Source organism: Methanobacterium spitsbergense (assembly GCF_019931065.1).
Classification (GTDB): domain Archaea; phylum Methanobacteriota; class Methanobacteria; order Methanobacteriales; family Methanobacteriaceae; genus Methanobacterium_B; species Methanobacterium_B spitsbergense.
Genome location: NZ_JAIOUQ010000003.1, coordinates 157,996 through 182,269, shown reverse-complemented (window position 1 = coordinate 182,269; position 24,274 = coordinate 157,996). Strand labels below are relative to the sequence as shown.

Below are 24,274 nucleotides of genomic sequence, written 5' to 3'. Positions count from 1 at the left end.
TTGAATATTGGATATTAGATTTGACAGTTAATAAAAGTTCCATATTCTTAGAAGAGATCAAGTTTATCTAATAGGAATATTCCAATGGAAAGTAATATTTAACTAATTTATACTATCTGATATTTGGAATTTTGAATAAATAAAAAAAAAAATTTGGATTTAAAAAATATTTAAAACCATAATTTATTGAATTCTTATGGTTTCAAGATTCATAGGGGTTTTAGTTTCTATTTTATAACTCCTGTAAATGCTTGATGCAAGATCCAATGTTTTATAGTTATCTCCATGGCAGATCATTATCTTCTCTGGTTTTGGGGATAATCTTCTAACATACTCCATAAGTTGTCTTCTGTCAGAATGCCCACTGAATCCTTCAATGGTTTTAATATGCATTTTAACATTGTAAACATTGGTTTTCCCATCTTCTTTGAGTGGTATTTCCTTCCAACCCTTCTGAAGCCTTCTTCCGAGAGATCCTTCTGCTTGGTATCCAACAAACACAAGGGAGTTTCTTTCATCTCCACAGAGCTGTTTGAAGTATTCTACAGAATTACCCCCTGTTAACATACCCGAAGTTGACAAAATAATTGCAGGTTCACCCTCAACAATTTCTTGTCTTTCATTTCCACCATTAACCTTATGGAAAACTTCAGAAATGAATGGGTTTCTTCCCATATGGAAAATCTGATCACGCAGATCTTTACTTAGATATTCTGGTCTTGCAGTATGGATGGCTGTTGCTTCCCAAATCATTCCATCGATATATACTGGAACTTCCTCAATTATTCCATGTCGGATATATTCGTCTAGAACTATCATGAGTTCTTGGGCTCTTCCAACTGCAAATACGGGCATAAGAACTTTCCCGCCACGTTCAAGTGTTCTGTAAATGGTTTTCACCAGTTCCTTCTCAGCATCATTACGTGTTGGTTGAACATCATCGTGCCCGCCGTATGTACTTTCCATTACCATTGATTCTATTCGTGGAAATTTGGAAACTGCTGGTTCAAGGAGCCTGCTCCTTTCATACTTAAAGTCGCCGGTGTAAACGAAGTTGTGCTGGCCATCACCTATATGCATGTGTGTTATGGCAGAACCAAGTATATGGCCTGCATTGTGTAGAGTAAGTCTAATATCAGGAGCTATATCTGTTACTTCTCCATAATCTAAAGTTATTGTATGTTTGATACTTTTTTTAACATGCTTAATATTGAATGGAAGAGGATTATCCTCCCTGTGTGCTATGTCAATATGATCGAGCTGTAAAAGGGTCATAAGATCCCTTGTTGGTGTTGTACAGTATACTGGACCTTCGTAACCATAATGATAAAGGTAGGGTAAAAATCCGGAGTGATCAAGGTGGGCATGTGAAATTATTACTGCGTCAAGGTCATCTAATACGAATTCAGGAACATTAAGATAGGGATATGAACTTTTATCATCCGATCCTGCTACATTTACTCCGCAATCAAGGAGAATTTTGCTGTTTGTTGTCTGTAAAAACAGAGAGGATCTTCCCACTTCCCTAAATCCTCCAAGAGCAGTTAAACGAGTCCATTCATTTTCAGAAGTTAATTCTCTGTGAATTCTGTTACCTAAGGTTTGAAGAATTTTTTTACGTTCTTTACTGTTTTTTCTCAAAGTCCTTCTAACCCTCTGGATAACTTCTGAGGTAATGGGTGGAGTTCGTAATATCTTGGGGGACCATCCGGTTTTTTTTATTATTTCTCTTGATGTTGAACCATATTTTCCTATAACAAGCCCAGGTTTCCTTGCTTCTATAATTACTTCGCAGGTAACCTCATCAAAGGATATGTTGGTTATTTTTGCTTCTTCGGGTACAATCTCATGGATCCTGTCTATTGTTTTTTCAGGTTCTGTTAGCACGGATTTATCTGATCTGATAATTATTCTCTTCCTTATATCCTTTGCTAAATCTCTTATTAGGTCCCCATTTTCTGTTATTATCTCCGGATTTTTTGTGTATATAACTACTTCCGGACCTTCAAATTCGACCTTTGCCACTTGTACTCTATTAGGTAATCTTTGTACTATTGTATTTTTAATTTCTTGAATCTCTGAACCCATAAAATCACGTCTAAAAAAATAGAAAATAATATTCGAACCATATAAGATTTGTATATGGTTCTTTTAGTTGTATATAAAACTTCACTTTATTTTAGGATTAAAAAACTAGCTCAATTCTTTGATCTTCTTTTCTACCTCTTCATCAGGCAGTATTTTAAATCCTTCTTCTTTAGTAACGGTTGCTATTTTTATACCATTACCTGAATAAGTATCTCTTTCCATGGCTGCTTTAATTGCTCTTATTACAACTTCTATTCCATCTTCAATATCCATATCTTTGTTGTAACGGTCTTCAAGCACACCATAGGCAATTGGTGAACCAGATCCAGTTGAAATCATCAGATCTTTAATAACTCCACCACTAGGATCTAGGGAGAACAGTGCCGGTCCTTTTTCATCCACTCCTCCTAGAAGGGTTTGGACATAGTAAGGATAAAATCTTGAGGCATGCAATATGTTCGAGGTCATGTTTGCAGCTGCCTCTACACTCATGGGGGCACCATTTCTTAGCCTGTAAAGGGCCACTTCTGCACTAATATAACCCATAAGTTTTTGAGCATCTGATACTGATCCTGCTATAGTAGCTCCAATATGATCATCAATTTTAAATATCTTGTCTGCAACTTTATGAGCAATTAAATTACCCATTGAAGCTCTTCTTTCGGTAGCAAACACAATTCCGTCTTTGCATGTTACACCAACAGTTGTAGTGCCTTTTAATCGATCTTTATCGTTCATGAAATACACCTCTAAAAAAACACGATAAATTAAAAATAGTTTTTAAAATTTTTCAAATATTAATTTCTAGCCTTATATGTAAAATTCATTCTATATAAATATTGCTTCGAACTTCAGTTTTTTCCCCCTTCAAGTCCATTTACAATATATAAATTAAAATAATTCTAATAAAATAACTTTTAAATATTAAGGCCTTTATCAAGCTTGATTTAGTTGAAGCTACTTATAAATGTTTTCAATAAGTTCGAAATTTATAGAAATTTTATTAAATATATTAATATATCAACAAGCCTTGTAATTTCAGGATAATATTATATATTATATAATAAGGTTGGAGCAAGTTTAGAATTAATTATGGATAATCGAATGAAAATAAAAAAAATATTGAGATCAGGTTATTAAGATTTCTAACCTGTCTTCTTCTGCCCCATTTTTGATTTCATGGGCAATTCTACGTCCCATACTCATGAACTCGCCAAATAGCAGGTAACTATATGGTGAACTGTCCATGAATGTGTTGGTTCCACCATCTATCCTGGCACTCATCTCAAATACAATTATCTCCAAATCGTCTGTGCACAGAGTCTGTAAACAGAATGGTCCGCTCATCCCTGGAGCAACTAGCTTTTTAGCACCCTCGACCAAATTATCTCCAATATCAAATACTTGAGGGAGCAAAGATTCTCTCATAACAACAGGATGATTACCGGTTATAACATAGGATGGATCCATTGAAACATCCAATTGATCTTTAGCTGGAATTCTGCACAAACCATCAATATTTGATTCGTAACGACTGTCCATACCCATAACTTCAACTTCATCATTTAATGCAGAGTAAAAGTAATGTATACAGTAGTTGCATCCAGATACATATTCCTCTATGTGAGCATTTTTAATGTCTTCTTCTTCAATCCAATTTCTTTTAAGCATAGAATCGATTTTCTGATTGTATTCTTCTGTTGAAGAAGCAACAAAATATCCTCTTCCCCCACGTGCCCCTGGAAACTTAACCATAACTGTTCTGTCAATTTGAGATGGATCATCATACTTCATAGGGATCCTGATATCAGATTCTAACATCAGTTTACGTTCAAGATCTCTTTCAGATTCCCATCGTAATATATCTCTGTTCCCAAACATAGGTACTTTAAAATCATTTTCTATTCTGTCTAGACCTGCGTATGCAACAAAAGAACCATGAGGAACTACAATGCTGTTCATTGCTCTTAGTTTCTCCTGAACATCATCGTTCACTATGTCACTGAATTTATCAACGATGATATATTCGTCTGCTACTTTAAATCTTTTGTATGGAACTTCACGTCCCTTTTCACAGACCACTGCGGTCTTGAAACCTTCTTCTTTGGCCCCTTTTAATATGTGAAGGGAAGTGTGACTGCCTAATGTTGCAATTGTTATGTTCTCTTTATCATAACCCTTTAAGATATCAAGAATTTCCTGTCGGTTTACTTTTCCCATATGAATCTCTCCTTAGATCATGTGATTAATTTTTTATCTGTATTAGTTGAATATGGTTGGTAGGTTGGAGTAATTATCTTTTTTGTCTTGATTCAATAATAATAAAATTTTATAATAATTTCTGTTTTTTCAAGATTAAAATTACCGAAAGGCTATTTAAACATGTAGAAGTAGGTAGTGTTATGAAAGGTAAGGTTATTGGAGACATCCTTGTAATAAAAGAAGATATAGAAAATCCTGAAAGTCTTCTTAAAACTCCGGGTGTTAAGAGAATAGTTAAATTAGGGCGTATAAATGGTTTAAAAAGAGAACCTGAAGTTGAATTAGTTCTTGGTGAGGGAACAGTCACTACACATCGGGAAAATAAGTGTCAGTTTAAACTAGATGTTTCAAAAATCATGTGGTCAAAGGGTAACACAACAGAAAGGAAGAGAATGTCCACTATTGTCCAAAACGGAGAAACTGTTGTTGATATGTTTGCAGGAATTGGTTACTTCTCAATACCAATTGCTGTTCATTCAAAACCTGCAAAAATATACTCCATTGAAATAAATCCAGTTTCATACGGTTATCTATGTGAAAATGTGAAAATAAATAGGGTTGATGAAATTGTGGAACCAATATTTGGAGACTGTAGAATAACTGCTCCTCGAGGGGTTGCTGATCGTGTTTTAATGGGTTACATTGGTAATACAAATGAGTATCTTGATGTTGCAATGGATGTGCTAAAAAAGGGTGGAATAATCCATTATCATGAATCGGTTCCTGACAAATTGAAATTCATAAGGCCAGTAGAACGTATTCAAGAAGCAGCAATAAATGCAGATAGAGAAGTTATTGAAATTATCAACAAGAGGATCATTAAACCCTATTCGCCAGGTGTTTATCATGTTGTTGTCGATGCAAAAATAGAATAAATAATTGAACATTTCTAAATAATTATACTCTTTTCAATACTTTTAACTAGTCAAAACCTTAAAAACATTTGCTTCGAGTGTGAAATTGATAATCTGAACAAACTTTAAGATCAAATTTAGAAAAATAATGTTGATGTATCAAAAAATATGTTTATTGTATTTTTTCAAGTATTCTTTGGTCTAAAAATTCCTCTGTTATAAATTTAGGATATATAGGAAGTCTTTCTTGAAGTTTGAAGCCAAGTTCTTTGGTTATTATTTTAAGCTCTTCAATTTCGGGCCATGGTGCTTCAGGGTTTACATAATCTGGTGTTAAAGGTGAAATACCTCCCCAGTCATCTGAACCAGCCATTAAAAATATTTGTGAATGATTGATGTTTAAATTTGGTGGAACTTGTACACTTACATCAGGAAACATTAACTTTGTAATAGAAACCATTTTTATCATTTCAACTATGGACGGTTCTCTATAACCTTCCATGGGTATTCCTGGTTTTGATTTGAAGTTTTGAATTATTATCTCCTGAATATGGCCATATTTATCCTGAATTTTCCTTAACTCAAGTAAAGATTCAATTCTCTCCAAATTTGATTCCCCAATACCAATCAAAAGGCCAGTTGTAAATGGAATTTTCAATTTTCCCGCATTTTTAATCGTATCTATCCTCAATTTTGGCTTTTTGCCAGGACTTTTTTCATGTGCAATAGTTTGCATTATTCTACTGCTACTTGTTTCAAGCATCAAACCCATGGATGCATTAACTTCTCTTAGAAGTTTAAGTTCATTTTTTTTAAGTATTCCTGGATTGCTGTGCGGTAAAAGTCGGGTATTATCAAGGGTTTCGTTGCAAAGAAAATATAGATATTCCAAAATATTTTCAAAGCCCAAACCATTTAATGCTGACATAACAATGTCTGTTTCATCAGGATGTTCTCCAAACGTGAACAGAGCTTCTTTGCAGTTGAAAGAATCTCCCTTTTTGATAACATTCAGGACTTCGTCTGGTTTCATGAGTATTCTTGCTTCATCAGAATATGGGTCCTTTCTAAAAGTGCAGTATCCACATTCATTTCTACATATGTCTGTAAGGGGTAAAAAAACATTCTTAGAATATGTTATAATATTATTAGCCCTTAGAGAATTAGTTTCAGACATTAGTGATAATATTTCAGGAGTATTTGCATCTAAAATAGAAACCAAATCATTTTTTGATATATAATCCATATTTTCACTTATTTTTATCTAATAAAATAAATGGTAAGATTCATAGCATTATGCTTCTGAATTTGATACCACTAATTCAACAAAAAGAGGACCAATACCACTTTTATCCTTCCAAATAACTAAAAATACAGCTATTTGCCCAATAGTACCAAGACCATATTCTGTGTGACAGTTCATGGCTTCAAAGGATTCTTTGAGGCGGTATATCCCATATACATCCGTTTCTCCAGGAATTTCTACTGTTGCCCTTATATTTTCGTCCATTATTCCTATTACGTCAGTTGCTGATTCAGAGAACATATCCATTCTCGTTGCTCCAACACCTTTCAAAACATCTGAAACTATGGTTGAAAGTTCCAAGGGATCTAATTTTTTCTTGGACATACCTCTAACAATAAGAATCTGTGGGGTGTCAATGGCAGGTTTTGATCCATGGAATGCCTCAAGTTCGTTCATAATTTTTCCTGCAATTTCATGTGTGGGCATCAATGTTATTTCCTCCATTACCATTCATTTCTCTTTTTAATTCACCCATTGTTGCAACTTTTTCAGCAAAGGCATTATGTCTGTGTATACTTTCTTCATTTATTTGTCTAACAGTTACTAATGCATCATCGGGTAGATCTGAATATTCTTTAACAATTTTTTGGATCATATTTCTTACACAGTCCTCAACAAACATCGGATTTTTGTGTGCATGTACAACAACAGCATTTTCATCGCTTCTTTTAAGGAGTTCGCAAACAGGTGAGCTCATTGAGTCTTCTATTATTCTTATCAAGTCCTCGGCTCGAATTACCTGGTTTTCCGGAACTTCCATCATTATCATACCGCGTCCTCTCTGGTTATGTGATGCAAATGAAACTGTGTTCAAGACCTTCAGTGTTGTTTCTTCATCTAAAAATTTTAAAAGGTCCACTTTTGCAGATTCTTTGGTTGATTCTTGAGCACATGGACACACTGTCATTCCAACAACCTCAGCACCAATCATTTTCCTTATAACAATTCCATCATCATTCCGGATTCCGATGGCATCTGCCATGATATTGGTCATCTCTTGAGTTTTGATTTGTGTTACAGGTGATTTTTTCATGATCATATAATCACTTTTCATACTAACTTCAACTCTTTTGGCATATTTATGCTTCTTCAAGAGACAGCTAGCTATTCTGGCACACAAAGATTCTATTTCCACTGTTGATCCTTCAAGGGCCTGTTCAAGAACCTCGCTTATGGCTTCGGGATTTCTTGACATGTGGATCCCCCTTTGAGTACTTGGTAGATCAACAAAAGCATTGAAGGTGGGTAAGAGGACAATTGGTCGCTTTTCATCTCTTTCAATTTTTAATAGTTTTTTTACTCCTTTAACTCCAACCCTAGTAAGGTGTACTGGAATGGTTGGTATATTATCTTGGGTATCTGGAAAACATTTATCCACTTTATTCACCCCTATCTTTCGTAATATTCCGAATTAATGAATAATTTAATAATTTTTATTTTTTTTATTTTATCAAATGATCAAACCATTAATAAATAGGATTTATCTCAACTATATTAACCTTTTTTAATTTGCAGTTTTAATTGAATATCATTGAAAATATTTATGAAACTATTGTAATGAATTCTTCGATACTAATATCCTTTAAATTATCTTTGATTACCAAACGTGCATTATAAAGTTCCTTGGCACGTTTTCCTAAAATTTGACCAGGTTTATCATTTTCTACGATGACTATAATATCTTTCAAACCGAATTGTTCCATTTTTCGATTGATATCATTTTTTACGTGTTTTATTTTTTTATTTATGGGATCTAATGCTGTTTCAGGTATTTTAGGGTTTAAAATTTTCATATCATCGGGATCAAGCGGCACACCTGCAACAATGATCCTCTGCGGATCAACACCAAATTTAGCAATAGTTTTTTTTAAACTAGTTTTTGTTGTTAAAATCAATAAATCGTTATAATATTTATTTAAATCTATTTCAACAGTCTGTTTTTCTATAACGCCAAAATTGGACAGTATTTTATCCATTCCATTTCGTGCTTCGATGATCTTATCCACAAATATCTCGGCATTTGTTTGATCAAGTTTATGATGTGGTCTGCTTGTGTATATGAACTCCTCTGCTTCGAATAGTTTGTTAATAATATTTTCAAATTGATCTACGTTAATAAAACCTTCTTTAGGATTTTTTAACCTTTCTTCATTTGTTTTTGATTTAGCTGCATCCTTAAGAAGGTTTTGAGCTTGTTCAAGTCTGAATTTCTCCAATAAAATCACCTCAAAAATCATAAAATGATGAAAAAATATCTTGAATATTGTGAAATATTTTTTTAGTTTCATTTGAAACTTTTACTTCATTTCCTATTTTCTGAATTTCTTCTTCATAAGTTAATTCATTTCTCAATACATTTATCATTTTCATATTACATCTTGAAAGTACAGAAAGATTGTAACCGCCCTCTAAAATCAATACAAGTTGATTTGTAATATTCATAATCTTTGATGTTATCCAAGGATAAAATTCATCATCAAGATTTATCCTTGATAATGGATCATCTTTATGGGCATCAAAACCAACTTCAAGGAATTGAAATTCTGCATCAAAATCATTGAAAACAGGTTCCAAAATTCGTTCTAATATGTACATATAATCTTGATTTGAAGATCCCGGAGGCATGGGAATGTTCATGTTACATCCCTCCCCCTCATCAACTCCAATTTCTTCGATAAAACCTGATCCTGGAAATAACGTACTTGGATCTTGATGTATGGATATATATAAAACATTAGGGTCATTTAAATACATTTCAGCTGTTCCGTTACCATAGTGGACATCGAAATCAAAAATTATAAATTTTTTTATTTTATTATACTTTTTAAGATGTTCAATTGCAATTGCAATATTATTAAATAAACAGAAACCCATTCCATTTTCTCTGGTTGCATGATGTCCTGGAGGTCTTGCAAGTGAATATGCACTATTATAACCATTTAAAACCAATTTTGAAGCGGTAATGGCGCCACCTGCTGCAAGTTTAGCTATTTTATAGCTATCTTTTGATACAACAGTATCTGGATCCAAGTAACCACCACCGGAATCACAGAAAGATTTTAGATATTTAACATAGGATTCTGAATGTACTTTCAAAATATCTTTAAGTGAAGCAGTTTCAGGTCTAAAAACATCAATTTTGTTTCTAGATTTAAGAATGTGTTTGTTAGTGGGGATATGATTTAATATACCTTCTTTTTCTAGGGTATTTATTATAACTCGAAGTCTTTCCTTGTTCTCAGGATGGATTCCTGTTTCATGTTTTTCATAATCTTTGGAATGAACTAGTGCCATCATCCAGCTCTCTCCTAATTCATAAATTCTATGAAGGTTTTTTTTGGAAAAAAAATTTAGATTCAAATTATATATTATTAATTAGTTTTAAATTTCTAGTTAATATTTTTTTACAAGGATTGCTAAAATGGGAAACTAGAAGAATTAAGTTAAAAAAAAGAAAATAAATTATTTGAGTTATCTGAACTTTTTAAAATAGAATCTTATGTTCACATGTTCAATTAGAGCATCTTACTGGAGCCAAGATCTTCCTTAAGAATATTTAGCACGGTTTGTGTGTATGTTCTTTGAACATCGGGTTCTTTTAAAAGATTTTTTACAAATTCATCTAGCTCAGAAGTATCCTTAAATCTTGCAACAATAATTGCATCGAATTCTCCTGTAACATCGTACATACATAACACGTTTTTGTGATAAGATGTTTTATCTTCCCAATTTCTTAGAACTCCACCTTTAACACGGACGCCTATGATGGTAGTGAAGTTATATCCGAGTTTACTGTGGTCAATTACTGGTGCAAACTTTTTGATAACTCCTGAATTCATCAGTTTTTCAATTCTGTTGTGAACTGTACCAATTGAAATGTCTAGTTTGCGAGATATTTTTCTGTAAGACATTCTTCCATCTTCGTTAAAGAGGTTTAGTATCTTTTTATCTGTTTCGTCTATCTTCACTGATTGTAATTTTTCGCCGTTGTTTTTCATATAATTCACCATTGACTTGAACAATGTTTATACATTAATCAATTATCTTATAAATAAGTATACATTTTTCATAATTACATGCAAATAATTTAAATACAAGTTTAACACACTATAATATTGGGGTGATAGATATGGGATTGTTAAACGATGTAACTGTTAGGATGAGATACATAGCACTAGTTAAAAAGGGACTAATTAGTGATGTTGAATGCAATTCTTACACGAAGAAGATCGAAATAGACCCATGTATCCACAAAAAGGTTAGTCAGTTCGATGAATATTTCGTACCAGGAACTGTTCTTTTGAGTGAAAGAGCTAGTTACAAGTTGAGAATTGAATATCCTGTTGAATAAAACAATAGTTATTCATCATCTAATCAGTCCTCATTCATTTAAATTACCTAACTAGAAATGGATGCGTCGACTATTTAATTGTTATTATTATGTTGTGGATATCAGCATAAAAATACAGAATACATCTTTTTTTAATAGGTTATTGCTAGTTTTCCTGACTGTGTAATGGCATATTTTTCGTAGAATTGTGATCTTTCCACCAGTCCTAATTGTAAAAGCTGTTTAATATGTTTATAGACCATTGCACGGGATATTTTAACCTTTTCTACAATCTGCAATGCTGTTAAATCTTCTTGAAATAAATTTTTCAATATATCAATTTTGGTAGCGGAAAGATCAAGTGTGAGCATTGGTATTCTGACAACTTTGTTTTTGTAGCATGTAAATATACCGTCTACACCGACGCGGTTGGCAACGAAATTAAGCAGTGGACCTAATCCCTTTCCATCAAATGCAATGAATACTTTTCCATGCTTTTTTGCACCTTTAATTATTTCTGCAATTTTTTCACAAGTTTCACAAGGATCAGTAGATTCTATCTTAATTTCACCGCCTTTGAGATAATCTTCAAGTTCTGTTTTTTTATGTTTACCTTCGTGTAATGTTATAAGTCCTTCTGTTTGGGTTTCAATTGAAACATCAAAGAGACATTGTCCTTCAAGGTTGGTTATTAACATCTTCATTAGATCGTCTCCAAATTTTTTTATTTATTTAGAAAATTTGCTGTCTCACAACAACATTGAATAGTATAGTCTATACGTTGTATGATTAACAACATTTAATTATGTTGCTTTCAACCTTTAATCAACCATTGAAATTGGGGTAATCAGTTCTTGGTTAATGGAGGGATAAATATTACAAAAACAGAGAATATCATATCTGGTGAGAACTTGTCGACTCGACAGTTGAATTTTGAAATAAAAAAAGCCGTTTCTCAGGATAAAAAGAAGTTATTACTTGAAAATCCTGAAAAAAAGGATTCTATAGCTGTAGGGCTGAGTAAAGAAACGGAAGTAACCTTGAAAGGAGATGTTGGAGATTTTGTTGGGGCACTTAACAATGGTGCCAGGATTGAAATCAGAGGAAACACCGGTCGTTACGTGGGAAACAACATGACTTCTGGTGAGATTTTGGTAAGGGGATCGGCTGAGGATGGAGTCGGATTTGGAATATATGAAGGTACAATTATAATTTATGGGGATGCGGGGGATGCTGTTGGCCAGTTAAATAAAGGAGGCACAATTATAATTGTTGGGGATATGGGAAATTTAGCCGGACTCTACATGCTCAGTGGAGATATTGTAGTAACAGGCGATGCCGGACTTGACACCGGGGACTGGATGATAGGGGGAAATATTTATGTCGGTGGAAACTTCAAACCAGGAACCAATGCCCTAATAAATGAATTAAGCTTCGCTGACAAGCAAAAATTGGCAGAATTATTTAAAAAATATAGTATAAAAGAAGATATAGGAAATTTCAAGAAGATAGAGCATCAGGAACTTAGACCATTTTATGGTGAAAATGATGGGGAAGTGGACGGTGAGGATTTATGAAACAAATACTTTTAACTAATCCTGAAGCCTGTGACGGATGTAACGACTGTATAGATGCATGTTCAAATGTAAACGGCGAAAGTAGCCTTTTCTTACACAAGATGACAAAGGGATATCATGCTATTGTTTGCCAGCAATGTATAAACCCTTCTTGTATGAAGGGATGTTTCAGAGATGCGATATATCGGGAAAATGGTGTGGTAAAAATTGATCAGGACAGGTGTGTTGGTTGTAGACTTTGTATGCTTATGTGTCCTATTGGAAGTATCAGCTGTACCGAAGATGAGATTCTTAAATGTGAACAGCAGTGCATGGACAAAGGAGGAAAAATAGCATGTGTTGAGTCATGTAAATCCGGATGCTTAGATCTTGTTGATGTTAAGGATTTTGCAAATGGCCTTCAAAGAGGGTTTGAAATCGATAAAAACATTAATGGAAATTATTTTAGGCCAGGATCTCCTTCAGGTGAGCTAGCAGCCAATACTGAAGGTTTGTGTGTATTTTGTGGGACTTGTGAAATAGTATGTCCAACTGATGCAATAGAAATAGTTGGAGATCATGCTGAAATTGACAGAAGTAAATGTATGATGTGTGGTTCATGTACTGCAGCATGTCCTGTTCTATTACCAAGTGGTGCTGGAAGTATATGGGATCCTAGAACTATAGCTGATATAAGATACACTTCAAAAGCAGGTAAATATGTTTTAAGAGGGTTTGGTACTGAAAGAAAGCTACCTAATTTTGATGATATCATAATACTTCCTGCACAAGCTTCAATTTCGCCTGTCGATAAATACAGAGAATCTTGCAATACTAAGGTAGTTCTAGGAGCCAAAAATGCTGCTGAACCACTTGTACTTGAAACACCAATAATGATAGCGGGCATGTCATTTGGAGCCCTCAGTGCAGAATGTAAATTGGGACTTGCCAAGGGTTCGTCAATGGTTGGATCATGTGCTAACACTGGTGAGGGAGGAATGCTTCCAGATGAAAGGGAATACGCCGATAAACTGATAGTTCAATACTCCTCTGGAAGATTTGGTGTTTCAACAGATTATCTGAACTGTGCCGATGCAATAGAAGTTAAAATAGGTCAAGGTGCAAAACCGGGTATGGGGGGACATTTGCTGGCTGAAAAAGTCAGCCCAGAGGTTGCTAAAATTCGGGGAATTCCTATGGGAACAGATGCACTCAGCCCAGCACGCTTCCTTGATGCTACCCGTGAAGGTGATCTTGCAAAGCATATCGAACTTTTGAGGGAAGTAACAGATTGGAGAATTCCTATAATTGTCAAATTAGGACCAGGAAGGGTTGATGAAGATGTTAAAATAGTTGCTGAAGCTGGTGCAGATATAATATCTGTTGACGGAATGGAAGGTGGAACTGGAGCTGCTCCTGAAGTTGTTATTGAACACACGGGTATTCCAACACTTGCAGCACTTTCACAGGCTGTAAGAGGTCTTGAAGAGATAGGAATGAAGGGAAATGTGGATATCATAATAACCGGCGGTATTAGAAGTGGGGCAGATGTAGCAAAGGCTATGGCAATGGGTGCAGATGCTGCTTACATTGGAACTGGAGCAATGATTGCAATGGGATGCCGTGCATGCCGAATGTGTTATACTGGAAAATGCCCAGTGGGTGTTGCTACGCAAGATCCATTATTAAGGAAAAGATTGGATATTGATCTTGGGGCCATAAGGGTTGCTAACTACATTAAATCACTCACAGAGGAGACTAAGATGTTAGCTCAGCTTACTGGGCATAATGACATTAAAAAATTCTCAAGAGATGACTTAAGGACTATAAATATGAGTACTGCCCAAATTACGGGCTTAAAGTTGGTTGGAACCTAATTATCCTTCTGCTTTTTATTTTTTGTAGAGATCACTAAAAATTAAGAATAAAGGATTTAAGCTTCATATTCTTCTCCAAATGCAGATGAATACAACCAAGCAATTGCCCGTGCATAAAACAGATAAGAATACGGATAAACAATGAATATAATTATTATCCATCCAAGTAGGGGGATTATACCGAGAATACTTCCAATAAATCCTATGGCAATCCCTATGATGATCATAACAATATACCAAATTATCAGATCCACCCATCCAATTAAAGATATTGTAGAAAAAATTTCACCAAATCTAAAGGCAGCACTCAATTCACCATTATAATAAGCCATATTCCCAATTGCCACAGCCATTATCGGATAAATTATCAGCACATAAATTCCAGCAACAACAAGACCAACAAGTGCTGTTCCCCCAAAAATACTAACAACCATTTCCGGCGTGAATGTATTCCCACTCATCTGTGTAACATAGTTTAAAGACCATATTGAAGACCACAAAGAAATAATTGAGAATAATCCAATAATTAATGCAGGCAACGAATAGATCAGATAAACTAAAAACAGTTTAATTCCATCAACAAACATTTCTCCCCACTCATCAAAGGAGGGTAACTCTTCAACACCAGCTAAAGAAGCCTTTATTACTCTAAACATGTAACCCATAGCAAGAAATAGTGGAATAATAAAAAAACTTATTATAAATAATACACCTAAAATAACAACTTTAATCCAGTCCGAAGAGGGATACCTCAATGAATCAGATATAACATCCCCTATATCCATAATTATTCACCCCAAATAATTTTTAAGAACTCATTATTACGATATCTTGGCAGATGTTTCTAATATATTTTTTTTGATCAATGATTTTAAATCATAAAATTTATAAGAATTCCTAATTTGGTTAAAATGTAGATATGCAAGTTTAATTAACAAATAAATTATTTTCATTCTTAAAATAAGAGAATTCCCAAAAAAAAAATAAAAAAGAAGATTGATTTTTTTATTCTAGCGGTTCTGGTTCTGTTGGAGTTTCTGGTACTTCAATTACAGCTTCTGTGAATAACAATGCTACAGCCCGGGATCCGAACATTGAAATGAAAGCAAAAGCCAATGGCAATGTTATTACAAGACCAACAACAATTAATAATATTCCCACAATTATAGCAATGAAGTAGATTACAAAGCTTAGTAAAGCCACTATTATGTAAATAGCTAAATATTTACCCCAACCAATCCGGGAAATGTAATCTAATATTTCACTGAAATGGAAAGCTGCTCCTAAATCTCCGTCATAATATGCCATATTTGCTATACCAATGATAGCTATTAGTCCAACAATTAGTCCAATGATAACATATATTATGTTCCCAATAATTAGTGCCCAAAACATTCCAGCAGAAATACTGGTTGATGTTGTAGCAGATGCCGGTCCAAAAATTAAACTTACTATTAATCCTATTATTATCACAGGAATAGCATAAACAATACCAACAACAAATATCTTAAGTCCATCAATAAACATATCACCAATTGCATCGAATTCGGGTAATTCGTCAATTCCAGCTATTGTAGCTTTTATTATTCTAAACATATACCCGTATGCTAAGAAAATTGGTAGAATTAAAACAGATATTAAAAATATAACTCCCAAAATAAGTACCTTTGTCCAATCAGATGTCGGATACTTAATTGAGTCTGATATTATTTCTCCGATATTCATTTTTTAACCTCCATTAATTTGGCAAATGCCATTAATTTATTATGTTAATTATTCCATATAAATCATTTGAATTAAAAAGTAACGTGAATTAATGGTTGACACATATAAATGCAATGCGCCATTTATTTAATTTTTTATCTAAGGAAATTCTAACTTAAAATAACTGAATACTTAAAACTCAAAAAATCAGGAAAAATTTAATATCTTAAAAAAAATATTGATTATATTTAAATTTGATCGGTTGACTGTGCTTGTTTTAAATTAACTATAATATTCTTAAGCTCAGTAATATTTGCATCTGTTTTTAAGGATGTAGGGCTGAAATGGGTTCTTGAAACAAAAAATCCTTCCTTTTTAAGCAGATTCATAATATCTATAAGGGGAGGTGCACTTGTTTTTAAATTTTTACAAACCTTATGAATTTCAAAGTGAGTTACAGGGGCGTTTGATTCTTCAAAACATGTATCCAAAAGTTTAATAACTTTGTTTTCTTTGTTTAATACTAATTCATTGACAGTATCTCTCATTGAAGACACAAAATCTTGATTATACATTTCCCCACACCATAAAGGTCCACCAACATTAAAAATACCACCACATATAGGACACTTTCCAGGAATTACTGGAGACAATCCCTTGAACACAATCCTGTTTAAACAGTTTTTACAGTGAGCAATGTATCCTAACGATTTCAGTGATTCATCTGTATTTGCAGCACCTTTTCCAATTACAGCGTATATCCTCATGTAGTGTTCTGTGCTGTGAGAGAATTTAACTTCAATATATTTCTTATATTTGGAAAAGGTTCTGGCAATAAAACCTGCAAGTATTCTTAATCCATTTTCATGACAATATTCTGTTTTTAATGGTATTGCCCCATATTTACGGATGCAGGGTTCTGTGTAAGTTCCGCAAAGGGCTGAAGTATCTGTTGCAGTTATGCAGATCATTCCTCCTGATCTTAGACTTGCAGCAGCAGATTCAACATAGTAAGATGGTGTTCCAAAGGGGTCTATGTCTATTACATCAAATTTCCCCTTACATTTCCTGAGGATCATATTGGCATCATCCTTGCAAACCGATACTTGATGTAGTTCATTAAGTTTGGTATTTTCTTTTGCCAATTCGACTGCAAGAGGGTTTAAATCATTTATAACTGCTTTTTCTACGCCATCAATTTCTTTGGCATACCTTATACCTCTTATACCTGTTCCTCCGAAAACATCGCAAACTGAAATATCATGATCAACGGATTCTTTATAAACAGATATGGCGACTACTGAAAGGTCTCTATTAAGTTCCATGGCAGGGTTATAGAATACTGGTGCTTTTGCTGTAATTTTTTCAAATTCTGGAACTTTGATTGTAACTTTGCCTTCATGAATTGTTTTGTTGTCCATTTTTCCCGCCTTTAAAAGATATTGTTAATGTTAATCAATTAATTAATTATCGAATAATAAAATGTTTGGTATGAAATACTGGTTTATATAAAAATTTATTAATACCAAATAATAGTTATTATAACTTTATTGAAGGAGAGTAAATAAATGTCTAAAATAAGTTTTCTTGATAACGCAGTCCAAGGTAAAAATACAATGGGCAGTTATATTTTAACCATGGGTATAACCTTTATTGGGGGAATTTTTGCTTCTATCAGCTTATTGATTTTGATTGTGGTACTATATTTTTTAAGTATAGGCTCAGCTAGATATGATGCTCAAACGAATATCTTAAATGATCCATTCATGATGCTTATTTTAATTGGTATTAGTTACGGAATATTCTCCCTACTTTTCTATCTCTGTGTACGTTTCATACATAAAAAACATTTTATAAGTCTTATTAATACGGGAAAGAATATAAAATGGAGGAGAATTATTAAAGGTGCAGGTTTATGGGTGGGGATAATGGGTTTTTTCACCATACTATCTTTTATTTATCAGGGTGGCAGTTTATCTTTTAAATTTGATTTTTGGCCTTTTATTGTTCTTTTATTTCTAAGTATCTTGATATTTCCACTACAAGCATCGTTTGAGGAGATATTTTTTAGAGGATACCTAATGCAGGCTGTTGGGTTAATTACAAAGAAACCAGTGATACCTCTAATAATAACTACTTTAATATTCGGCTTAATCCACTTTAACAATGGAACAGACTTTACAATGAGCATTTCAATTGTAATATCTGCACTGATAATAGGATTGATGCTAGGAATAATTGTTCTTGGTGAAAATGGTCTGGAAACTGCTATGGGTGTGCATATTGCAAATAATATATATGTTGCATTAATTTTAAACTCTTCAAATTCTGGTCTTGATGGATTACCTTCATTAATTACAGCACAATCAACTGATCCATTATCTTCAATACCTTTACTAATTCTAATGGTTGGTATAATGATAATAATACTTTTCTGGAATAAAAAAGAGAATTTGTATAGAATATTTCAGTAAATAAATTTATTAATAATCTGAAAATACTGAGATAACAGTATTATATATGAAACTAATATAATAAATCAATAATTGATTTAATACATTAATTTCTTTTAATGATCCAACAAAAATAAAAATTCAATATCAAGGAATATGGATATTGATCTATATTGAATGAAATTGAAGGACTATGCTTGGATTTCTGGATGTTTTAATTAAGGTGATACTAGAATGATACCAATTGCTAAACCAATTATAGCTGATGATGAAATAGATGAAGTAGTAAAAGTATTAAGATCGGGATTCATTGCACAGGGTCCTAAAGTAGCAGAATTTGAAGAAAAATTTGCAGAATATCTGGGAGTTAAGCATGCTGTTGCAGTTAGTTCTGGAACAACTGCATTACATCTTGCACTTCTTGCTGCAGGTATTGGTCCGAATGATGAAGTGATAACAACCCCATTCACCTTTGCTGCAACAGGAAATTCTGTGTTACATGTGGGTGCAAAACCTGTTTTTATTGATATTGACAATAAAACTTATAATTTAAACCCAGAAAACATAGAAAATGCAATAACAGATAAAACTAAAGCTGTGATGCCTGTTCATCTCTATGGACAACCTGCAGAAATGGATACTATTAAACAAATTGCAGAAGATCATGATCTAATTGTTATTGAAGACGCAGCACAAGCCCATGGTGCTGTTTACAAAGGGAAAAAAGCAGGTTCTCTTGGAGATATGGGATGTTTCAGTTTTTATCCTACTAAAAATATGACAACCAGTGAAGGCGGAATCATAACTACAGAAAATGAAGAGATGGCTGAAAAAGCACGTGTATTAAGGTCTCATGGTGAAAGTGAACGCTACACTCATGTTGTGTTAGGATATAACTTCAGAATGACCGATATTGCTGCTGCAATAGGAATTGTCCAACTTAAAAAGCTCGATAAGTTTAATGAGAAGAGAATAGCGAATGCAAAATACCTAACAGAACGAATTGATAAAATAAATGGTATTACTGCCCCATTTGTATCTGCTGATGTGAAACATGTCTACCATCAGTATACTATTAGAGTTGGAAAATCCAGAAGAAACGAATTAATGGAATTCTTAAATAGTAGAGGTATTGGAACAGGAATACATTATCCTAAGCCAATTTATAAACAGAAATTATATAAAGAACTTGGTTTCAGTGCATCATGTCCAGAAGCGGAGGCAGCATCATCAGAAGTTCTTTCCCTACCAGTTCACCCATCACTAGAAAAAAATGATTTGGAAAAAATTGTTTCTGTGCTCAATGAAGCATCAAAGCAAATTAACTTATTTTAATTATTATTCCAATCTTTTTTTCAAATTTTTATTTACCAATTGTTTTAACTGAGTTTTTGAGTTACTGATGTAATTTTATCTTTAATTGTCTTATTTACATCTCGTCGTTCATCTATTTTTATGCTTGTTGCAACCCTCTCTGCGCCGACATCAAATACTGCTTCATGAGCTGCATTTATGGCAACGAATATTTTATCCAAATTGTCTGACTCAATTAAAGTTCCCATACCTGTTAATTCATATTTTATGTCATTACTATCTAGAGCCTTAACAGCAGCAGCAATATATTCACTCAGACTGGTTCCATGGGTTCCAATTGGAATAATTGTAAGTTCAGCAGTTATCATACTCTTATTTATGTTCCTGTTTCAATATATTTTTTATGAAATCACTTGATCCATTGGAGTTCAATCAGTATATAGTGAATCAAGCTAGGGAAGTTATAATAGATTATAATTTAATCAAACCAAAAGATAAGGTTGCAGTTGGACTTTCTGGAGGGAAGGATAGTGTTTTAACATTATATCTTCTTGCAGATTTAGTTGATGAATTAGACTTTGAACTGGTAGCAGTTTCTGTTGATGAAGGAATTTCAGGATATCGGGGTGAAGGAATAAATGTTGCTAGGATTATCGCTTCAAAACTCGATGTTGAACTGGTAGAAGGATCATTCAAGAAAGAATTTGGATATACATTGGATGAAATAGCGGATCTGTATCAAAGTGCATGCATACCTTGTGGAGTGTTCCGTCGGTATCTTTTAAATAAAATTTCAAATGAATTAGGGGCGGATAAGCTTGCAACAGGACACAATCTTGATGATGAGATTCAATCTTTCTTAATGAGTTTTTCAAAGGCCGATTTCAGGAGATTCTCCAAATTTGGCCCTAAACTGGATAGGATACATCCAAAACTCGTACCTAGAATAAAACCGCTATGGAAAATTCCTGAGAAGGATGTTGGGATATGGGCGGTGATGAATGGAATAGATGTTCACTTTGCAGAGTGTCCCTATTCTAATACTTCTCTCAGAGCAAAAGTAAAGAATTATCTAAACCAGTTAGAAAGTGAAAGACAGGGAACCAAAATATCCATACTTAAGTCCTTTTCTAAAACCTTTAACTTCCAAAAAAAGGAAATAATCGTTGGACAATGCAAACAATGTGGTGAAGCGTCCTCCCTAAATATATGTAAGGCATGTGAGATGGTTGAAGATATTAAAAATCGCCTAAAATAATTTTAAAACTATCAATCATAGGATAAACATATAAATAATATATATTTTTGTTATTGGATGATACGAGTTACAGTACCTACACCTTTACTTCTACCCTCTCGAAATATCAGTTTTTGACCCTCCCTAATACAGCAGGGGCGGTATTTAAATTTCATTTTGATCTTTCCAGTATCACCAGCGGACATATATTCATTATCAATGGGTTCAAATGTCATTGTTTCGGCAATTGTTTCTATATGAGCTATACATTCATAACCTCTTTTAATGGTTGTTGGATGGATTAATATTGCGACATCTGCTTCAAATTCTCTTACAGATATTGTGGGATATTCTGTACTGCATAGGATCATTCCACGTTTAATATCACTCACATCTAGGCCTGTAATTGATATTCCAACAACTTCTCCGGTTTCTGCAACATCTTTCTTATAGTGATGCATTTCCATGGATTTGGATGCGGTTTCAATATATTCTCCTGTTCCAGTTGGTCCGATGAGAAGTTTATCACCCTTTTTAACTTTACCTTGTCTAATTGTGCCACTGACAACAGTTCCTACGCCCATAACAGAATAAATTTTATCAATATACATCATAAATGGCTTTTGAAGTTCCTTTCTATTTGAAGGTATTTTAAGTTTTAAAAAGAGTCTATCAAAAAGATCCAATCCTTCCCCTGTTACAGGAGAGACTCTGACAACGGGAACTATATGTTGGTTCATGTTTTTTGATACAAAATCTGCATCTTGAATGGATTTTACCATGAAAGGAATTCTTCCAACCAATTTTAAGAGTTCAAATATTTTCTGCTGAATTTCAACTGCTTTTTCAGAGGTTACAACATCTACCTTGGTCATAGCAACTATAACTGGTAGTTCCATTGCAAGTATTATTCCCAAATGTTCTTTAGTAATGTGAGTAGGACCTTGGTCTGCAGCAATTGTAAGAAGACCGTAACTGAGTTTTTGACCCATTATACCTCTTATTGTTGTTCGTAACCATGGTTCGTGCCCAACAGTATCAACAAATGATACAACCTTGTCGCATTCTTCAACTAATTTGGATTTTTCATTTTTTTTCAAAGGATTTTTAAGCCTTACTGGCTGAGATTTACTGAATCCATAAACGGCAAATGAAAGATCTGCAGACAATCCTCGTTCTATCTCATGTTTCTGAACATCTAGAAATATTCTTGTTCTTCCCGATCCATTGTCAAGGGATCCTGTAGTCAATGTACCTACTAGAGTACTTTTACCATGGTCTACATGGCCTGCAACACCAACAAGAATATGATCTTTTTTATTTTTTTGAGATTTTGCTATTCTGACCTTTGCAACACTTCCATTGTTAGCGGGATGTTTTTCGAGTTCTAAAATTTCAGCACCAATTTCGTGTGCTATACTTTCCAATACAAAAATAGATTCTTCATATTCTGGTTCTGGAAGTCCGATTAAATGGCCTTCATCATGAACTCCAATAAAATAAATGGCTTCACCACATCCTACTTCCATCCTATATTTCATTTGGGATGCGAGATGTTGTTTTCTATCCTTTTTTAGATGGTAATCAATGGTGAGGTTTTCTTTAAATTCTATATTGTCCCTTTCGCCATCTTTTGTAATATCGTAGATATTATCTGTCATGATGATCCGGTTCTTGAATTTTAAATAAACTTTTAACGCTTATTGGGAATTTTATCTGCAGTTGTGAAGAAAGCTTCACCATATTTCTCTTCCTGCAATTTTCTGACCTTATCTGAGGCTTGACCAATGTCTTCTACCTTTGCAATGATCCTTCTTTCTTTAACCTTAAGGTTTTTACCACAAACACATTTTTTAGTAGCAACTTTCTCCTTGGAGTATACTGCTCGTCCACAATCACATCTATAAATTAAGTACATTGCTCACCATCATATTATATTTGTAAAACTTAATTAATTCATTTCCTGTTCGTGTATATAATATTCTTACTATTCTATCTTCATTATTTTTGAGAATATTGAAGTTGATTTGAAATTAAAGAAAATAAAATTTTTTATATATCTATTAAATTTGATTTATAAAATGAGAATAATTAATTAATTTTTAATTAATTTAAATTTAAAATCCAAATATTTTGTAGAATAGTGGAAATATCACGTTGGGTATTGTTAGGAATAATCCAATTGAAGCCCCAATATTGGTGCCAACCACCACTAAAAGTACCCTGAATAGGTTGTTACCCCATAATTCCCGAAAATTGTCTGTTTTGGTTATGTTTACTGCATCATCCATGGATATATGTCTCACCTTCGCTTCTACTATTCCTGAAAACCAACCTGCTGCAAGAAGGGGGTGTATGGTTGTTAATGGGGCGACTATAAATGCGGTTATGGCAGAATACACCTTTGAACCAGATAATATACAGCCTAAGAATGAAAAACTGCCTGTTATTAGTACAAAGTTTAATAGGCTGGTTTGAATATTTATGCCTTTAAACAGGGCTAATGCAAATATTAAAACAAAAATAACTGGTATTGAGAATAATATGAGTTTTCCCACGGGTACTCTGGATTTCTTGATGGTTATAAGTTCTTCAATTGGGGGAATATTTTCTGGATGTTCCATGTACTCTGTGATCCCCTTTTTATGTCCTGCTCCAACAACCACAACAACATTTTCCCCTTCTACATTTTGAAGCATGTTTGCCATGTAAGCATCTCTTTCCGATACAAGCACACTGTAGGCTTTAGGAGACATTTCCTTAAAATATTCCATTACTTCTGTGAGAGTGTCACTGTCTTTAATACTTTCAACATCTTCTATTTCATCTTTACTGAAAAATGATGTTATTATTCCAAATACAAATTTCGCCTTCTCAATAAAGCTCATTTTGTTAAGTGCTCTTTTCAACGTCACACTGATATCTCGATCAATTAGGGCTACTTTAGCTCCAATTTCTTCTGCTGTTTCAATGGCAGCAATCATTTCAGAACCTGGTTTAACACCTAAATCGTCCCCAATCTTTCTCTGCATGTAAGACAGGAACATACTTACTAGAAAAATACTTAATTTATCTCCTTTAATAATATCTCTAATATTTACATCTGGTTTTTCTTGTCCATTTTTTTCTGCCATCATATTCTGGTAACGGTTCATATCCAGTTCAACAGCAACAACGTCGGGTTGATTAATTATTATGGCTTCCTTAACCTCGTCTATACTTTCTTTTGATACATGAGCAGTACCAATTATTTTTATATTTTCTGGTGCCATTATGATCATCACATTAGCTTA

The 24,274-nt window shown here is 33.6% G+C and carries 24 protein-coding genes; 7 read left to right on the top strand and 17 right to left on the bottom strand.

Going from position 1 to position 24,274, the window contains the following annotated elements; genetic code table 11:
• Window positions 1-183: 183 nt before the first annotated feature.
• From K8N75_RS02045 to K8N75_RS02035, 3 genes are all read right to left on the bottom strand, one after another.
• The gene (locus K8N75_RS02045; RefSeq protein ID WP_048191669.1) at window positions 184-2,088 is read right to left on the bottom strand and encodes a beta-CASP ribonuclease aCPSF1; all 1,905 of its coding nucleotides are present in this window, start codon (window positions 2,086-2,088) and stop codon (window positions 184-186) included.
• A 105-nt stretch (window positions 2,089-2,193) separates the two neighbouring features.
• Window positions 2,194-2,826, bottom strand: coding sequence for an archaeal proteasome endopeptidase complex subunit beta (psmB, locus tag K8N75_RS02040; RefSeq protein WP_048191667.1), 633 nt, complete (start codon window positions 2,824-2,826; stop codon window positions 2,194-2,196).
• 390 nt (window positions 2,827-3,216) lie between these two features.
• On the bottom strand, window positions 3,217-4,308 hold the full coding sequence (locus K8N75_RS02035) for a formate--phosphoribosylaminoimidazolecarboxamide ligase (protein WP_223790493.1): 1,092 nt from the start codon (window positions 4,306-4,308) through the stop codon (window positions 3,217-3,219).
• A 182-nt stretch (window positions 4,309-4,490) separates the two neighbouring features.
• Here K8N75_RS02035 and K8N75_RS02030 point away from each other — a divergent pair, with 182 nt between their 5' ends.
• Entirely contained in the window at window positions 4,491-5,225 is a 735-nt protein-coding gene (locus tag K8N75_RS02030; protein ID WP_223790492.1) for a class I SAM-dependent methyltransferase, read from the top strand.
• A gap of 151 nt (window positions 5,226-5,376) precedes the next feature.
• Here the strand turns inward: K8N75_RS02030 and cofG are convergent, their stop codons facing one another.
• From cofG to K8N75_RS02000, 6 genes are all read right to left on the bottom strand, one after another.
• Window positions 5,377-6,450: a 7,8-didemethyl-8-hydroxy-5-deazariboflavin synthase CofG gene (gene cofG, locus K8N75_RS02025; protein WP_223790491.1), complete on the bottom strand. Its 1,074-nt coding sequence runs from the start codon at window positions 6,448-6,450 to the stop codon at window positions 5,377-5,379.
• Window positions 6,451-6,498: 48 nt separating this feature from the next.
• The gene (locus tag K8N75_RS02020) at window positions 6,499-6,936 is read right to left on the bottom strand and encodes a DUF2120 domain-containing protein (RefSeq protein WP_223790490.1); all 438 of its coding nucleotides are present in this window, start codon (window positions 6,934-6,936) and stop codon (window positions 6,499-6,501) included.
• Window positions 6,923-7,888 (bottom strand): GTP cyclohydrolase MptA, encoded by a 966-nt coding sequence (mptA, locus tag K8N75_RS02015; protein ID WP_223790489.1) that lies wholly within the window; start codon window positions 7,886-7,888, stop codon window positions 6,923-6,925. The genes K8N75_RS02020 and mptA overlap by 14 nt, the downstream gene beginning before the upstream one ends.
• Before the next feature lie 163 nt (window positions 7,889-8,051).
• Window positions 8,052-8,735 (bottom strand): SepCysE family protein, encoded by a 684-nt coding sequence (locus K8N75_RS02010; protein ID WP_223790960.1) that lies wholly within the window; start codon window positions 8,733-8,735, stop codon window positions 8,052-8,054.
• Between the two features lies 1 nt (window position 8,736).
• Entirely contained in the window at window positions 8,737-9,807 is a 1,071-nt protein-coding gene (locus tag K8N75_RS02005) for a histone deacetylase family protein (RefSeq protein ID WP_223790488.1), read from the bottom strand.
• Between the two features lie 218 nt (window positions 9,808-10,025).
• Window positions 10,026-10,508, bottom strand: a complete 483-nt coding sequence (locus tag K8N75_RS02000) for an Lrp/AsnC family transcriptional regulator (RefSeq protein ID WP_223790487.1) — start codon at window positions 10,506-10,508, stop codon at window positions 10,026-10,028.
• Between the two features lie 131 nt (window positions 10,509-10,639).
• On the opposite strand from K8N75_RS02000, the gene K8N75_RS01995 reads away from it, so the two are divergent.
• The gene (locus K8N75_RS01995) at window positions 10,640-10,861 is read left to right on the top strand and encodes a hypothetical protein (protein ID WP_223790486.1); all 222 of its coding nucleotides are present in this window, start codon (window positions 10,640-10,642) and stop codon (window positions 10,859-10,861) included.
• 131 nt (window positions 10,862-10,992) lie between these two features.
• Here the strand turns inward: K8N75_RS01995 and K8N75_RS01990 are convergent, their stop codons facing one another.
• The gene (locus K8N75_RS01990) at window positions 10,993-11,544 is read right to left on the bottom strand and encodes an ArsR family transcriptional regulator (protein ID WP_223790485.1); all 552 of its coding nucleotides are present in this window, start codon (window positions 11,542-11,544) and stop codon (window positions 10,993-10,995) included.
• 150 nt (window positions 11,545-11,694) lie between these two features.
• Between K8N75_RS01990 and K8N75_RS01985 the strand changes: the two genes are divergently transcribed.
• Window positions 11,695-12,417, top strand: coding sequence for a GltB/FmdC/FwdC-like GXGXG domain-containing protein (locus K8N75_RS01985; RefSeq protein ID WP_223790484.1), 723 nt, complete (start codon window positions 11,695-11,697; stop codon window positions 12,415-12,417).
• Window positions 12,414-14,273, top strand: a complete 1,860-nt coding sequence (locus tag K8N75_RS01980) for a glutamate synthase-related protein (RefSeq protein ID WP_223790483.1) — start codon at window positions 12,414-12,416, stop codon at window positions 14,271-14,273. The genes K8N75_RS01985 and K8N75_RS01980 overlap by 4 nt, the downstream gene beginning before the upstream one ends.
• Window positions 14,274-14,329: 56 nt before the next feature.
• On the opposite strand, the gene K8N75_RS01975 is transcribed toward K8N75_RS01980, so the two are convergent.
• The 3 genes from K8N75_RS01975 to K8N75_RS01965 form a co-directional block, all read right to left on the bottom strand.
• Window positions 14,330-15,058 (bottom strand): DUF4013 domain-containing protein, encoded by a 729-nt coding sequence (locus K8N75_RS01975; RefSeq protein WP_223790482.1) that lies wholly within the window; start codon window positions 15,056-15,058, stop codon window positions 14,330-14,332.
• Between the two features lie 220 nt (window positions 15,059-15,278).
• Window positions 15,279-15,998, bottom strand: a complete 720-nt coding sequence (locus K8N75_RS01970) for a DUF4013 domain-containing protein (RefSeq protein ID WP_223790481.1) — start codon at window positions 15,996-15,998, stop codon at window positions 15,279-15,281.
• A 227-nt stretch (window positions 15,999-16,225) separates the two neighbouring features.
• The gene (locus tag K8N75_RS01965) at window positions 16,226-17,398 is read right to left on the bottom strand and encodes a tRNA (guanine(10)-N(2))-dimethyltransferase (protein WP_223790480.1); all 1,173 of its coding nucleotides are present in this window, start codon (window positions 17,396-17,398) and stop codon (window positions 16,226-16,228) included.
• Between the two features lie 147 nt (window positions 17,399-17,545).
• Here K8N75_RS01965 and K8N75_RS01960 point away from each other — a divergent pair, with 147 nt between their 5' ends.
• Both K8N75_RS01960 and K8N75_RS01955 read left to right on the top strand, forming a co-directional pair.
• Window positions 17,546-18,451 (top strand): CPBP family intramembrane glutamic endopeptidase, encoded by a 906-nt coding sequence (locus K8N75_RS01960; RefSeq protein WP_223790479.1) that lies wholly within the window; start codon window positions 17,546-17,548, stop codon window positions 18,449-18,451.
• Window positions 18,452-18,664: 213 nt separating this feature from the next.
• Complete coding sequence (locus tag K8N75_RS01955) at window positions 18,665-19,765, top strand: DegT/DnrJ/EryC1/StrS family aminotransferase (RefSeq protein WP_223790478.1); 1,101 nt, start codon at window positions 18,665-18,667, stop codon at window positions 19,763-19,765.
• Window positions 19,766-19,809: 44 nt separating this feature from the next.
• Here the strand turns inward: K8N75_RS01955 and K8N75_RS01950 are convergent, their stop codons facing one another.
• Window positions 19,810-20,112 (bottom strand): MTH1187 family thiamine-binding protein, encoded by a 303-nt coding sequence (locus K8N75_RS01950; protein WP_223790477.1) that lies wholly within the window; start codon window positions 20,110-20,112, stop codon window positions 19,810-19,812.
• A 35-nt stretch (window positions 20,113-20,147) separates the two neighbouring features.
• Here K8N75_RS01950 and K8N75_RS01945 point away from each other — a divergent pair, with 35 nt between their 5' ends.
• Window positions 20,148-21,002: a TIGR00269 family protein gene (locus K8N75_RS01945; protein ID WP_223790476.1), complete on the top strand. Its 855-nt coding sequence runs from the start codon at window positions 20,148-20,150 to the stop codon at window positions 21,000-21,002.
• Between the two features lie 50 nt (window positions 21,003-21,052).
• Here the strand turns inward: K8N75_RS01945 and K8N75_RS01940 are convergent, their stop codons facing one another.
• From K8N75_RS01940 to K8N75_RS01930, 3 genes are all read right to left on the bottom strand, one after another.
• Entirely contained in the window at window positions 21,053-22,642 is a 1,590-nt protein-coding gene (locus K8N75_RS01940; protein ID WP_223790475.1) for a GTPBP1 family GTP-binding protein, read from the bottom strand.
• Window positions 22,643-22,674: 32 nt separating this feature from the next.
• Window positions 22,675-22,899, bottom strand: a complete 225-nt coding sequence (locus K8N75_RS01935; RefSeq protein ID WP_223790474.1) for a DUF1922 domain-containing protein — start codon at window positions 22,897-22,899, stop codon at window positions 22,675-22,677.
• A gap of 199 nt (window positions 22,900-23,098) precedes the next feature.
• The gene (locus K8N75_RS01930; RefSeq protein ID WP_223790473.1) at window positions 23,099-24,262 is read right to left on the bottom strand and encodes a TraB/GumN family protein; all 1,164 of its coding nucleotides are present in this window, start codon (window positions 24,260-24,262) and stop codon (window positions 23,099-23,101) included.
• Between the last annotated feature and the right edge of the window lie 12 nt (window positions 24,263-24,274).